We start from the raw sequence: 14,004 nt of genomic DNA on the forward strand, positions 1-14,004 counted from the left end.
CTACGAGCCGGCTGTCGCGCCGCAGGGCCCGGCGGCCGCCTCGCTGCGCGCGCCGCGCGCCCCCGAGCGGCTCGTCAGAGGTGCAGGCCGCACTCGGTCTTGCCCGTGCCGGCCCAGCGACCGGCACGCGGGTGGTCGCCCTCCGCGACCGGGGCGGTGACCGGCGCGCAGCCGATCGAGCGGTACCCGCGTGCGCTGAGCGGGTGACGCGGCAGGCCCCGCTGCGCGACGTACGCGTCGACGTCGTCCTCGGTCCAGGTGGCGATGGGGTTCACCTTGACCACCCCCTTGCCAGGGTCGAAGCCGACGACCGGCGCGTCGGCGCGCTCGGGCGTGTCGACCCGCTTCACGCCGGTGACCCACGCGTCGTAGTCGCGCAGCAGCTCGCGAAGCGGCGCGACCTTGCGCCGCTCGCAGCAGTCCGGCGCGCCGCAGGGGGACTCCTCGGGCCCGAGGCCGGCGGAGACGACGCGCACGGTGAACCCGTAGCGGCGCTCGACCTGGCGCAGGTAGGCGAGCGTCTCGGGGAAGTGGAAGCCGGTGTCGAGGAACGCGATCGGCACCTCGGGTGCCACGCGCCGCACGAGGTCGACGAGGACGCAGTCCTGGAACGACGAGGTGACGAGGATGCGCTCTCGAAAGCGCGAGGCGGCCCAGCGGAGCACCTCGAGGGGGCTCTCCGTCTCGAGCGCCTCGGCGACCTCGGCGAGCTCGGCGAGCGCGATCGCCCCGGGAGGCGCCGCTTCCTCGGTGGCGTCGGGTTCCCGGCCCATGACGGCGGCCACCGTACCTCCCCGCGCGCCGCGGCGTGGGCAGCAACTGCGATCGACCCGATCAGGAATATATCCTGACCTGACGAGTCAGGAATTAGGCTCGCACCGTGCCACTCGACGCACCGGCCCTACCCGTCTCGCTCGTCGTGGCGGGCCGCCGCTGCCTCGTCGTCGGCGGCGGCCCGGTCGCGCTGCGGAAGGCGTCGGCGCTCTGCGAGGCGGGCGCCGCGCTCACGGCCGTCGCGCCGAGCTTCGTCGAGGGCTTCCTCGAGCTGCCGGCCCGCCTCCACCGGCGCCCCTACCAGCCGGGCGAGGCCGCCAGCTACCGTCTCGTCGTCGCGGCGACTGGTCGGCGCGAGGTGGACCGGCAGGTCTCCGCCGACGCGGAGGCGGCCGGCGTCCTCGTCAACGCCGTCGACGACCCGGCGAGCTGCTCGCTCATCTGGCCAGCCGTGCTGCGCCGCGGCTGCGTGACGGTCGCGGTGTCGACCGGCGGGGCGAGCCCCGCGCTCGCCAGCTGGCTGCGCGACCGCATCGCCGCGCTCGTCGGCCCGGAGACGGCGGTCCTCGCCGAGCTCGTCGGCGCGGCGCGCCGAGCCGTGCACGAGGCGGGCAGCTCGACCGAGGGCCTCGACTGGCCCGCGGCGATCGCGACGGCCGAGGGCGCACTCGCCGAGGGCGGCACCGAAGCAGCCGCCCGCGCCCTGGCGCGCTGGGTGACGGCAGCGCTCGGCCCGACGGGCTCCGGAGGGCCTGCCGGGCCGGACGGCGGGGCCCGCCAGGGCGGGACGCCGGGGGGCGGCTAACTTCCGGTCCGTGGCCGCAGACGCGAGCGAGCAGCGAGTTCCGCGCCACGTCGGCTGCGTGATGGACGGCAACGGCCGCTGGGCGCTCCAGCGGGGGCTGGCGCGCACCGAGGGCCACGCGGCCGGCGAGCGCGCCCTGCTCGAGGTCATCGACGGCGCCCTCGAGCTCGGAATCGAGTGGCTCACGGTCTACGCCTTCTCCACGGAGAACTGGCGGCGCCCACCGGACGAGGTGCGCTTCCTCATGCACTTCAACCGCGGCATCCTCGAGCGCCACCGGGACGAGCTGCACGCCAAGGGGGTCCGCATCCGCTTCGCCGGCCGGCGCGACTGGCGCGTGCCGAGGCGCCTGCTTCGCGACATGGACGCGGCGATGGAGCTCACCCGTGCCAACCGCCGGATGACGCTCACCATCTGCTTCAACTACGGCGGGCGCGCCGAGATCGTCGACGCCGTGCGCCGTCTCGTCGCCGATGGCGTCGACCCGGACAAGGTCGACGAGCGAGCGATCGGGGCGCGCCTGTACTACCCCGACATGCCCGACCCGGACCTCGTCGTGCGCACCTCGGGCGAGTACCGGATCTCGAACTTCCTCCTGTGGGAGCTCGCCTACTCCGAGCTCGTCTTCAGCGACGTGCTGTGGCCCGACTTCACCCGCGAGCACCTGTACGCCGCGGTGGCCGAGTTCCGCCACCGCGAGCGCCGCTACGGCGGGATCGACCAGTGAGCCGGGAGGTACCTCGCGGGGAGGGGGCAGCGGAGGCGCCCGTACCCTGGCGCACGTGGCTGTGGGACCACATCGGCCGGATCGCCGGCACCCTCCTCGGCCTCGCCCTCGTCGCCGCGATCGCGCTCCTCGCCGCCGCCGGCTTCAAGCCTGCCCTCGTGCTCCTCCTCGTCGTCGTCGCCGGCGCCGGCCTCGTCGCGCTCGGCGGCCGCCTGCGCGAGGACTGAGCCGTGCACTACCGGGACGAGGGGGTGGTGCTGCGCACGATCCGCCTCGGCGAGGCGGATCGGATCGTCACCATCGTCACCCCCGGACACGGCAAGGTCCGCGCCGTCGCGAAGGGCGTCCGCAGGACGAAGAGCCGCTTCGGCGCTCGCCTCGAGCCGCTCAGCCACGTCGCCCTGCTGTGCTGGCGCGGGCGCGACCTCGACGTCGTCACCGGGGTCGAGGTGATCGACTCCTTCCGCGCCGTGCGCGACGACCTCGGGCGGCTGCAGGTCGCGACGACGATGCTCGAGATCGTCGACCAGGTCGCGCAGGAGCGCCACGGCGCGCCGGCGGTCTTCACCCTCCTCGTCCGGGCGCTGCGCACGCTCGAGCGCGACGGCGCACCGCTCGTGCTCGGCGCCTTCTGCCTCAAGCTGCTCGCGATCGAAGGCGTCGGGCCCGTGGTCGACGCCTGCGCGTCGTGCGGCCGCGACGGACCGCTCGTCGCGTTCGACGCCGGGGAGGGCGGCTTCCTCTGCGCCACCTGCCGGCGCGGCCGCCAGGTCTCCCCGCCGGTCGTCGAGCTCGCCCGCCAGGTCCTGTCGGGAGGGCTCGCGCGAGCGCTGTCCACCGGGGCGACGCCGGCCGTCGCCGCCCTCGAGGACCTCGCCATCGGCGCGGTCGAGCACCACCTCGACCGCCGGCTGCGCTCGGTGCGCCACCCCATCGGCGCCGGTGGCCGGCCCGAGCCGGCCGCGTCGGGCCGGTAGTCTCCTCGCATGTCGATCGCGGCCGGTCACGGCGGCGCGCGCCTGGAGGCCGTCGTCAACCTGTGCAAGCGGCGCGGGTTCGTCTTCCCCTCCGCCGAGATCTACGGGGGCATCCGCTCCACCTACGACTACGGCCCGCTCGGCGCGCTCATGCTGCGCAACGTGCGCGAGGCGTGGTGGCGCGCCATGGTGCAAGAGCGCGACGACGTCGTGCCGATCGAGGCGGCAATCCTCACGAACCCGAAGGTCTGGGAGGCCTCCGGGCACCTCGCGACCTTCACCGACCCGCTCGTGGACTGCCGCAGCTGCAAGGAGCGCTGGCGCGCCGACCAGATCGACGGTCGGTGCCCGAACTGCGGCTCGACCGACCTCACCGAGGCGCGCCCGTTCAACCTCATGTTCAAGACCTTCGTCGGCCCGGTCGAGGACGACTCCGCCGTCGCCTACCTGCGCCCGGAGACGGCTCAGGGCATGTTCGTCAACTTCGCCAACGTGATGACGACGATGCGCCTCCGCCCGCCCTTCGGCATCGCCCAGATCGGCCGGAGCTTCCGCAACGAGATCACGCCGGGCAACTTCGTGTTCCGCACCCGCGAGTTCGAGCAGATGGAGCTCGAGTACTTCGTCCCGCCGGCGGAGGCCGCCCGGTACTTCGACTACTGGTGCCAAGAGCGCCTCGCCTGGTACGAGCGCCTCGGCATTCCGAAGGACCAGCTCCGGCTGCGGCGCCACGCGGCCGAGGAGCTCTCGCACTACTCGGCGGGCACGGCGGACATCGAGTTCGCCTTCCCCTGGGGCTGGGGCGAGCTCGAGGGCATCGCGAACCGCACCGACTACGACCTGCGCGCGCACGCCGCCCACGCCGGGGTGCGCCTCGAGTTCTACGACCAGGCGAGCGGGGAGCGCTACGTGCCGCACGTGATCGAGCCGGCCGCGGGTGCGACGCGCACGATGATGGCCTTCCTCCTCGCCGCCTACGACGAGGACGAGGTCGGCGGCGAGCGGCGCACCGTGCTGCGCCTCCACCCCCGCCTCGCCCCCTACCAGGTCGCCGTCCTGCCGCTGTCGCGGCGGGCCGAGCTCACCGCCCTCGCCCGGCAGGTGCTCGCCGGCCTGCGATCCCGGTTCGTGTGCGCCTACGACGACGCCCAGTCGATCGGCCGGCGCTACCGGCGCCAGGACGAGATCGGCACGCCGCTGTGCGTGACGGTCGACTTCGACAGCCTCGAGGACGGCGCTGCGACCGTCCGAGACCGCGACACGACCGAGCAGGTGCGCCTCCCCCTCGACGCCCTCGGCGACGAGCTCGCCCGGCGCGTCGGCTGACCGCCGGCCCGCCGGCGCGCTCCGCCGAGCGGGTACCGTCCGGGCATGGCGATCCCTGAGGAGGACGTCGCCCGGGTGCGCGCCGCCACCGACCTCGCCGCGCTCGTCGGAGAGCACACGGCCTTGCGGCGCGTCGGCCGGCGCCTCATCGGGCTCTGCCCGTTCCACAGCGAGCGGACGCCCTCGTTCAGCGTGAACGCCGAGCAGGGGCTCTACTACTGCTTCGGCTGCCAGGCCTCCGGCGACGCCATCAGCTTCGTGCGAGCCGTCGAGGGCTGCGACTTCCGAGAGGCGGTCGAGCGCCTCGCAGCGCGAGCGGGCATCGCCATCCGCGACGAAGCGGGCGCTCGGGCGCCGCAGGAGCGAGGCCGACGCGAGCGCCTCCACGAGGTGCTCGAGGCCGCCGTCGACCACTACCACCGGGTGCTCCTCGACCGGCCCGAGGCGCGCCGCGCCCGCCAGTACCTGCGGGCGCGGGGCTACAGCGGCGAGACGGTTCGTCGCTTCCGCCTCGGCTTCGCGCCGGCTGGTCGGGACGGGCTTGTGCGCGCGCTGCGCCGACCCGGCGATCTGCTCGTCGAGGCCGGCCTCGCCTACCGCTCGAGCGCGGGCCTCTACGACGCCTTCCGGGAACGGCTCATCTTCCCCATCTTCGACCCCGGCGGGCGCCCGATCGCGCTCGGCGGACGCGTGCTGCCGCCCGAGCTACGTATCGGCGGCGGCGACCCGGGGCCGAAGTACCGGAACTCGCCCGAGAGCGCGATCTACCACAAGCGCCGCACGCTCTACGGCCTGAACTGGGCGAAGTCGGAGATCACGCGCTCGGGCGAGGCCATCGTCTGCGAGGGCTACACCGACGTCATCGGCTTCTTCGAGGCCGGGCTCCCCCGCGCCGTCGCGACCTGCGGGACCGCGCTCACCGAGGACCACCTCGCCCTGCTCGCCCGCTTCGCCCGACGGGTCGTGCTCTGCTTCGACGCGGACCGCGCCGGCCAGGCCGCCGCGGCTCGCCTGTACGAGTGGGAGGGGCGCCACGGGCTCGAGCTGGCGGTCGCGGCGCTGCCCGAAGGGAGCGACCCCGCGGACCTCGCCCGGGCCGACCCCGAGGCCCTCGTCGCGGCGGTGCGGTCGGCCCGCCCCTACCTCGGCTTCCTCGTCGAGCAGGCCCTCGCGGATGCCGACCTCCACAGCCCCGAGGGTCGGGCGCGCGCCGCCGAAGCCGCCGTCGCCACGATCGCGCAGCACCCCAACGGCCTCGTGCGCGACCAGTACCTCGCCGCCGTCGCCGACCGCACCCACCACGACCTCGCCGCGCTGCGGGCCCTCCTCGAGCGCCGGCGCCGCTCGGGCGACGGGCGCGAGCGCGAGCCGAGCTCGGGCGGGCGTGGGCGCGCCGGAACGGCCGCCCCCGGCGCCCGCCGGCGGGACGCCCGTCCCGGCCTCGACGCGCTCGCCCTCGCGATTCAGCGCCCCGAGGCGGTGGCGGGACTGCTCGACGAGGTGTGCTTCCTCGACCCCCTGCAGCGCCGTGCGTTCAGGGCGCTGAGCGAGGCGACGGAGCTGCACGCTGCGATCGCCGCGGCCGACGAGGAGGTGGCCGACCTGCTCCGGCGCCTGGCGGCGACGGAGGTGGAGGCGGAGGCCGACGGCACCGTGATCGCCCTCGTGCGCGTCGCCGCCGAGCACGCGCTCGACGAGCTCGAGACCGAGGCACGCCTCGCCGAGCAGGACGGCGACGCGGCTCGCGTCGCCGAGGCGACCGCCACGAACGCCTGGCTGAAGGGCGAGCTGCCCGCGCTCAGCACCCTCCTCGAGCGCCCGGACGAGCGCGCCCGCGGGCTGGAGTCGGCCCGGCGGTTGGTAGCGTGGCTTCGCGATCGGGAAGAAGGTCGACGATGAGGAGCAGCGACCCAGTCGAAGGCGACCTCCGGCCCGGCCACCCCCCGCCGGCGCCCCGGTCGCGCCGGCGTGGCGCCCCGAGGAGGTCGCCCGACGTGGCGCCGCACGGCGAGCCCGACGACGGAGCCGAGGCCCTGCGCGCGCTGCGCAGCGGCGCGGCCGTGAGCCCCGGGCCGCCTTCCACCGACACCGTGCGCGCCTACCTGCGCGAGATCGGCCGCGTGTCGCTCCTGTCGGCCGATCTCGAGGTGCTGTGCGCGAAGCGCATCGAGCGCGGCCTCGAGGCGCAGCGCCTGCTCGAGCAGTGGCGGGCCGAGGGCCGCCTCGAGGAGGTCCCCGCCGCCGAGCGCGAGGCCGCCCGGCGCGCCGTGCGCGAGGGCCAGGAGGCCAAGGACCTGCTCACCGAGGCGAACCTGCGCCTCGTCGTCTCCATCGCCAAGCGCTACCGCAACCGCGGCATGGCCTTCCTCGACCTCATCCAGGAGGGCAACCTCGGGCTGATGCGCGCCGTCGAGAAGTTCGACTACCGCCGCGGCTTCAAGTTCCCGACGTACGCCACCTGGTGGATCCGCCAGGCGATCACTCGGGCCGTCGCGGACCAGGCGCGCACGATCCGGATCCCGGCCCACATGGTCGAGACGATCAACAAGGTCGTGCGGGTCCAGCGCCAGCTCTCCCAGCAGCTCGGACGGGAGCCGACGGTCGAGGAGATCGCCGTGCGGATGCAGTTCCCCGTCGAGCGCGTCCGGGAGATCCAGCGCATCAGCCAGGACACCGTCTCGCTCGAGCAGCCGATCGGCGACGAGGACGACTTCCGTCTCTCCGACGTCATCGAGGACCAAGCCGCCGAGGTCCCCGTCGACGCGGCGACGCGCGCCCTGCTCAACGAGGCGGTGCAGCGCGCCCTCGGCGAGCTGTCGGCGCGCGAGCAGGAGGTGGTGCGCCTCCGCTTCGGCCTCGACGACGGCCGGATCCGTACGCTCGAGGAGGTCGGGCGCATCTTCGGCGTGACGCGCGAGCGCGTCCGCCAGATCGAGATGAAGACCCTCGCCAAGCTGCGCCAGCCGTCGGTGGCGCGGCCGCTTCGCGACTACTTCGAGAGCGACTGAGCCTCCTTCGCCAGGGCGCCGCGCCGAAGGCCGCGAGCGCGGCCGAGGGCGGCGGCCTAGGCTGTCGGAGGGGGCCGGGCAGGGCTCGTCCGGCACGAGGACGGAGCGCCTCGTCGCCCGGGCGTACCCGCGTGCCCTGCGCTCGCCTCGGGCTCGGCGGGAGCGGCCGCGCCCGGCGCCGGCACGGAGCAGAGGGGGTGGGCGGTGGAGCCGTCCGAGCACACGATTGCGGTTCTCCTCGAGGAGGGACGGACGTTCCCGCCGCCGCCGGCGTTCGCGGCGCAGGCGCTGTACCGCGACGACGCCCCCTACCGGGAGGCGGAGGCCGACCTCGAGGGCTTCTGGGCACGGCAAGCCGAGCGCCTCGTGTGGCGGCGGCGCTGGGACCAGGTCCTCGACTGGTCCGGGGCGCCCTTCGCCCGTTGGTTCGTGAACGGGCGCCTGAACGTCACGGAGAGCTGCCTCGACCAGCACCTCGCCGAGCGAGCCGAGCGCGTCGCGTACTACTGGGAGGGCGAACCGGGCGACCGGCGGGCCATCACCTACGGCGAGCTGCACGCGGAGGTCTGCCGGCTGGCGAACGCCCTCGCAGAGCTCGGCGTGGGCAAGGGGGACCGCGTCGCCATCTACATGGGCATGGTCCCCGAGCTGCCCGCCGCGCTCCTCGCCTGCGCGCGCCTCGGCGCGCCGCACTCGGTCGTCTTCGGCGGCTTCTCCGCCGACGCGCTCGCCGAGCGCATCAACGACGCGCAGGCGAAGGTGCTCATCACCTGCGACGGCGCCTGGCGCAACGGCCAGGTCGTCCCCCTCAAGGAGATGGCCGACGCGGCGCTGGAGCGCACCCCGTCGATCGAGGCGGCCGTCGTGCTCCGCCGGACGGGCACGCCGGTCGCGATGCGCGCGGGCCGAGACCACTGGTACCACGACGTCGTCGCGAGGCAGCCGGCCGAGCGTCCGGCCACCGAGTGCGACGCCGAGGACCTCCTCTACCTCCTCTACACCTCGGGCACGACGGGCAAGCCGAAGGGGATCGTGCACACCTGCGGCGGCTACCTCGTCGGGTGCGCGGCGACGCACCGCATGGTCTTCGACCTCCACGACGAGCGCGACGTCTACTGGTGCACGGCGGACGTCGGCTGGGTGACCGGCCACAGCTACGTCGTCTACGGCCCGCTCGCCAACGGCGCGACCTCGGTGCTCTACGAGGGCGCCCCGCAGTACCCGGACAAGGACCGCTTCTGGGACATCGTCGAGCGCTACAAGGTGACGATCCTCTACACCGCGCCGACCTCGATCCGCACCTTCATGAAGTGGGGGCGCGAGTACCCCGACAAGCACGACCTGTCGAGCCTGCGACTGCTCGGCAGCGTGGGCGAGCCGATCAACCCCGAGGCGTGGGTCTGGTACCGGGAGGTGATCGGCGGCTCCCGCTGCCCGGTCGTCGACACCTGGTGGCAGACCGAGACCGGCATGATCCTCATCTCGCCGCTGCCGGGCGTGACGACCACGAAGCCGGGCTCCGCGACCGTCCCCCTGCCCGGCGTGGCGGCGGACGTCGTGGACGACGAGGGCCGCTCCCTGCCCCCCGGCCAGGGGGGCTACCTCGTGCTCACGCGGCCGTGGCCGGCCATGCTGCGCGGCATCTACGGCGACGAGGAGCGCTACGTCAGCACCTACTGGCGGCGCTTCTCCAAGCCCGCGGAGCACCGCTGGGTGTACCTCGCCGGGGACGGCGCCAAGCGGGACGCCGAGGGCAACTACTGGCTGCTCGGGCGCGTCGACGACGTGATGAACGTCTCCGGACACCGCATCTCGACGCTCGAGGTCGAGTCCGCCCTCGTCGACAACCCCCTCGTCGCCGAGGCCGCGGTGATCGGCCGGAACGATCCGATCACCGGCCAGGCCATCGCCGCGTTCGTGACGCTGCGCGGCCAGCAGGTCGGCGACGAGGCGCTCATCGCGACCCTGCGCGACCACGTCGAGCGCAAGATCGGCAAGATCGCCCGGCCGGCCTCCATCGTGTTCACCGACGAGCTCCCGAAGACCCGTTCGGGCAAGATCATGCGCCGCCTGCTGCGCGACATCTCCGAGGAGCGCCAGCTCGGCGACGTGACCACGCTGGCGAACGCGGCGGTCGTCCAGGAGATCGCCGAGAAGGCGCAGGCCGCGCTGCGCCGGGAGGACTGACCCCCGCCAGCCGGGCCGAGAGGCGCCTCGGCCGGGGCGACTACTGGCCTTGACCGCGGTGGTCCGCCGTGGGAAGCTCATGAGGAATCGATTCCGGCGAGGTGGGGCGTGCAGCCTGGGGAGCGGTGGAAGGTCGGGGTCGACACCGGGGGGACCTTCACCGACCTCGTCGCACTCGGCCCGAGCGGCGAGGTCCGCCTCGTGAAGGTGAGCTCGACGCCGCGAGCGCCCGCGGACGCGGTGTTCGCCGCCCTCGAGCGCACCGGCCTCGCCCTCGGGACCGACCTCGAGCAGTTCGTGCTCGGCACGACGATCGCGACGAACGCGGTACTCCAGCGCAGCGGCGTGCGCACCCTGCTCCTCACGACGGCGGGGTTCGAGGACCTCCTCTACATCCAGCGGATCGACCGGCGAGGCCTGTACGACCTCCAGTGGGTGAAGACCGCTCCGCTCGTGCCGAGCCACGACACGATCGGCGTCGCCGAGCGGATCCTCGCCGACGGCTCGGTCCTGCACGAGCTCACCGATGCCGAGCTCGAGCGCGTCGTGGCCGCGGTCGGCGCGCGCCTCGTCGAGCCGGAGCCCGCCCGCGCCGTGTCGATCTGCCTCCTGTTCAGCTACGTGAACGACCTCCACGAGCGGCGCCTCGCCGAGCGGCTCCGTCAGGCCTTCCCGGGCCTCGCGGTCTCGGTGTCGAGCGAGGTGGCCCCGATCTGGCGGGAGTACGAGCGCGCGAGCACGACCACGATCGACGCCTTCGTCAAGCCGATCGTCACCGGCTTCTGCGAGTCCCTCGCCGAGGGGCTGGAGCGGCGCGCCGTGGGAGGGTGGCACGGGCTCATGAAGTCGAACGGGGGCCAGGTGCCGCTCGCGCGCGCCGCGGCCCGACCGGCCGAGCTCGTGCTCTCCGGGCTCGCCGGGGGCGTCATCGCCGGGAACCACTGGTGTCGCCGGCTCGGCTCGGACCGGGCCGTCACCCTCGACATGGGAGGGACGAGCGCCGACGTCGGCGTCATCGTCGACGGCCAGCTGATGTTCTCTGGGCTGTTCGAGGTCGAGTGGGGAATGCCGCTGTGCCTGCCGCTCATCGACGTCACGACCATCGGTGCCGGCGGGAGCTCGATCGCGTCGATCGACCGCACCGGGCTCGTACGCGTCGGGCCTGCGAGCGCGGGCGCCGACCCAGGGCCCGCCTGTTACGGCAGGGGCGGCCAGGACCCGACGATGACGGACGCCAACCTCGTGCTCGGCCGCCTGGACCCCGGCTACTTCCTCGGTGGCGAGCTCGTGCTCGACGAAGGCCGCGCCCGGTCGGCCATCGAGCCGCTCGCCGACACGCTCGGCCTCTCGGTCCCCGAGGCGGCCGACGCCATCATCGCGGTCGCGATCGAGAACATGGCCGGGGCAGTCCGCCTCGTCACCGTCGACCGCGGCCTCGACTACCGGGACTTCGACCTCGTGGCCTTCGGCGGCGCCGGCCCGCTGCACGCCGCCGAGCTGGCGCGCCGGCTCGGCATGCGTCGCGTCGTCGTCCCGCCGGCACCAGGGCTCGTCTCCGCCTTCGGCGCGGTGATCGCCGACGCGCGCGTGGACCGGCGGGCGACGCTCGTGCGCCGCCTCGACCGCCCGGAGGCCAAGGACGTGCCCGTCGAGCTCGCCCGGGTGGCCGAGCAGGCCGCCGCCGAGCTCGCCGCGCACGGGCGCGCGACCGACGAGATCGCGCTCAGCACCTACGTCGCCTGCCGCTACCTCGGTCAGAACTACGAGCAGGAGATCCGGATGTACCACGGTCACGTGGACAAGACGTTCGAGCTCGCGATCCCGATCAGGCCAGGCTCCCCGTCCTTCGTCGAGGAGCTCGCGGCGCGCTTCCACGAGCAGCACGAGCGCGCCTACGGGTACCACCTCGAGGACCAGCCGATCCAGGCCATCTACCTCGGCGCGACGGCCCTCGTCCCGGGACCCTCGGTCACCCTCCGGCCCTACGAGGGCGGCGCCCGCCAGCCGGCGACGCAGCGCCGGGTGCTGTGCGGTCGCGGCCAGTGGGCGCAGGCCACGGTGGTGCGCCGCGCCGGGCTCCGGCCGGGCACCTCGCTCGCCGGACCGGCGATCGTCGAGGAGCCGGACTCCACCACCTACGTGCCGCCCGGGTTCCTGCTCGAGGTGGACGACTCGGCCTGCCTCGTCCTGTCCGAGCGACCGGACCGGAGCTGAGGACGTGGCGACGCACCTCCTCGCCGACGACGCCGGGGCCGTCGACCGCGTCACCCTCACGCTCTTGCACCGCCAGCTCGTCAACATCTGCGACGAGATGGCGGTGTCGATGATGCGGACCGCCTACTCCCCCATCTTCTCGGAGGGGCTCGACTTCTCGACGCTGATCCTCGACCGGCACGGCGGCCTCGTCGCGACGGCCGGTCTCAACCCGGCGATGCTCGGGGCGTCCCTCTACGCCGCGACGTGGGTGATCCGCGAGGTCGGGCCGGACAACTTCAGCCCCGGCGACGTGTGGATCCACAACGACCCCTACCGCGGCGGCTCGCACATGCCCGAGCACATGATGATCATGCCGATCTTCGTCGAGGACGAGATCGTGGCCTACGTCGGCAACATCGCGCACCTCGCCGAGATCGGGGGCATGGCACCGGGATCCTTCGCCGCCACGGCGACCGACGTCTTCCAGGAGGGGCTGCGGCTCCCACCGGTCCGGCTCTTCCAAGGAGGCGAGCCCGTCCGGGACATCTGGCGGATCATGCTCTCGAACCACCGGACGCCGGCCAACAGCTGGGGCGACCTGCACGCCATGCTCGGGTCGCTGCGCGTCGGCGAGCGCCGGCTGCGCCAGCTCCTCGCGGAACGGGGCGTCGCGGAGCTCGACGAGGCCTTCGCGAGGCTGCAGGACTTCACCGAGGCCTGCCTGCGCCGGGAGGTCGCGGCGCTCCCCGACGGCGTCTACCGGGCCGAGGACTGCTTCGACGACGACGGGATCACCGATCGCCGCCACGTCGTGCGCCTCGCCGTCATCGTCGAGGGGGACGAGATCGTCTTCGACTACTCCGCATCGGACCCGCAGGCGATCGGCCCGATCAACGCACCCTACGTCGTCACGCTCTCGGCCTCGTTGAACGGCCTCCTCTACATCATCGGCGAGGGGATCCCCGTCAACGCCGGCGTGGCCCGCGTCGCGCGCGTCGTCGCGCCGGCGGGGTCGATCTGCTGCGTGAAGCTCCCCGGCGCCTGCGTCGGCGGCCAGACGGAGAACCAGCCCCGGGTCATGGAGATGGTGATGGGCAGCGTGCTCGGGCAGCTCCTGCCCGAGCGCTGCGCCGCGGCGAGCGGCAACACGTCGCTGAACTTCCTCTTCGGCGGGGTCGACCCCCGCAGCGGCGAGTACTTCGCCCACTACCACTTCGAGGCGAACGGCTGGGGAGGCCGTGCTACGAGCGACGGGAACAACGCCCAGATCGTCCCCCACGCCAACTGCCGCAACACGCCGGTCGAGATCTTCGAGACGCGCTGGCCGTGGATCCACCACCGGTACGCGCTCAACCGGGACTCCGCGGGCGCCGGACGCCACCGGGGCGGGCTCGGGATCGAGCGAGTCCTCGAGGTGGCGGCGGACGTGATCACCGTGAGCGTGCTCGCCGACCGCGCCAAGGTGCCGCCGTGGGGCCTGTTCGGCGGCCAACCCGGGAGCCTGACGCGCGTCGAGCTGCGCCGCGCCGGCGAACGGGACTTCGCGTCCTTCCAGGAGCACTTCGGGCTCGTCAGCCCCTCGAAGTTCTCGAACGTGCGCCTGGTCCGCGGCGACCAGGTGCGCCTCGTCTCGCCGTCGGGTGGCGGCTACGGCGACCCCGCGACGCGCGACCCCGCCCTCGTCGCCGCCGACGTCCGCGAGGGCTTCGTCTCCCGGGAGAGCGCCGAGCGGTACTACCGCGTCGTCCTCGACGACAGCGGTGCGCTCGACGAGCGACGGACACGCGAGCTGCGGACGGGAGGCGGCGATGCCCTGGCGTGAGCTCGGCAAGTCCTGGCACGACACCACCGTCGACTACTGCGAGGTGTGCGGCAACCTCCTCATCCGCGCCTACTTCGAGTTCCGCGCGCCGGACGGGACCACCCGCCGGGCCTGCTGCGAGGACGACGAGCGCCTCCTCGCGCTCCTCGAGCGACACCGAGTGGCGCCGGGCGGCTGATCGC

At 73.9% G+C, this 14,004-nt stretch carries 12 protein-coding genes; 11 read left to right on the top strand and 1 reads right to left on the bottom strand.

The window, feature by feature from the left end; all coding sequences use genetic code 11:
• Nucleotides 1–74: 74 nt before the first annotated feature.
• Nucleotides 75–785 (bottom strand): phosphoadenylyl-sulfate reductase, encoded by a 711-nt coding sequence (locus VKV23_01835; GenBank protein HLI14780.1) that lies wholly within the window; start codon nucleotides 783–785, stop codon nucleotides 75–77.
• Between the two features lie 95 nt (nucleotides 786–880).
• Here VKV23_01835 and VKV23_01840 point away from each other — a divergent pair, with 95 nt between their 5' ends.
• The 11 genes from VKV23_01840 (at nucleotide 881) to VKV23_01890 (ending at nucleotide 14,000) form a co-directional block, all read left to right on the top strand.
• Nucleotides 881–1,579: a bifunctional precorrin-2 dehydrogenase/sirohydrochlorin ferrochelatase gene (locus VKV23_01840; GenBank protein ID HLI14781.1), complete on the top strand. Its 699-nt coding sequence runs from the start codon at nucleotides 881–883 to the stop codon at nucleotides 1,577–1,579.
• A gap of 10 nt (nucleotides 1,580–1,589) precedes the next feature.
• Entirely contained in the window at nucleotides 1,590–2,306 is a 717-nt protein-coding gene (uppS, locus tag VKV23_01845; protein HLI14782.1) for a polyprenyl diphosphate synthase, read from the top strand.
• Nucleotides 2,303–2,533, top strand: a complete 231-nt coding sequence (locus VKV23_01850; protein HLI14783.1) for a hypothetical protein — start codon at nucleotides 2,303–2,305, stop codon at nucleotides 2,531–2,533. The genes uppS and VKV23_01850 overlap by 4 nt, the downstream gene beginning before the upstream one ends.
• A gap of 3 nt (nucleotides 2,534–2,536) precedes the next feature.
• Nucleotides 2,537–3,283 (top strand): DNA repair protein RecO, encoded by a 747-nt coding sequence (gene recO / locus VKV23_01855; protein ID HLI14784.1) that lies wholly within the window; start codon nucleotides 2,537–2,539, stop codon nucleotides 3,281–3,283.
• 9 nt (nucleotides 3,284–3,292) lie between these two features.
• Nucleotides 3,293–4,609, top strand: a complete 1,317-nt coding sequence (locus VKV23_01860) for a glycine--tRNA ligase (GenBank protein HLI14785.1) — start codon at nucleotides 3,293–3,295, stop codon at nucleotides 4,607–4,609.
• 45 nt (nucleotides 4,610–4,654) lie between these two features.
• A complete protein-coding gene (gene dnaG, locus VKV23_01865) occupies nucleotides 4,655–6,508 on the top strand; it encodes a DNA primase (protein HLI14786.1) in 1,854 nt (617 codons plus the stop codon).
• A gap of 95 nt (nucleotides 6,509–6,603) precedes the next feature.
• Nucleotides 6,604–7,617 (top strand): RNA polymerase sigma factor RpoD, encoded by a 1,014-nt coding sequence (rpoD, locus tag VKV23_01870; GenBank protein ID HLI14787.1) that lies wholly within the window; start codon nucleotides 6,604–6,606, stop codon nucleotides 7,615–7,617.
• Nucleotides 7,618–7,821: 204 nt separating this feature from the next.
• Nucleotides 7,822–9,804 (top strand): acetate--CoA ligase, encoded by a 1,983-nt coding sequence (acs, locus tag VKV23_01875; GenBank protein ID HLI14788.1) that lies wholly within the window; start codon nucleotides 7,822–7,824, stop codon nucleotides 9,802–9,804.
• Between the two features lie 108 nt (nucleotides 9,805–9,912).
• Complete coding sequence (locus VKV23_01880) at nucleotides 9,913–12,018, top strand: hydantoinase/oxoprolinase family protein (protein ID HLI14789.1); 2,106 nt, start codon at nucleotides 9,913–9,915, stop codon at nucleotides 12,016–12,018.
• 4 nt (nucleotides 12,019–12,022) lie between these two features.
• Nucleotides 12,023–13,822 (top strand): hydantoinase B/oxoprolinase family protein, encoded by a 1,800-nt coding sequence (locus VKV23_01885; GenBank protein ID HLI14790.1) that lies wholly within the window; start codon nucleotides 12,023–12,025, stop codon nucleotides 13,820–13,822.
• Entirely contained in the window at nucleotides 13,809–14,000 is a 192-nt protein-coding gene (locus VKV23_01890; protein ID HLI14791.1) for a hypothetical protein, read from the top strand. Before VKV23_01885 ends, VKV23_01890 begins: the two co-directional genes overlap by 14 nt.
• The last annotated feature ends 4 nt before the right edge of the window (nucleotides 14,001–14,004 follow it).

This window comes from Acidimicrobiales bacterium (assembly GCA_035294085.1).
GTDB lineage: Bacteria > Actinomycetota > Acidimicrobiia > Acidimicrobiales > Bog-793 > DATGLP01.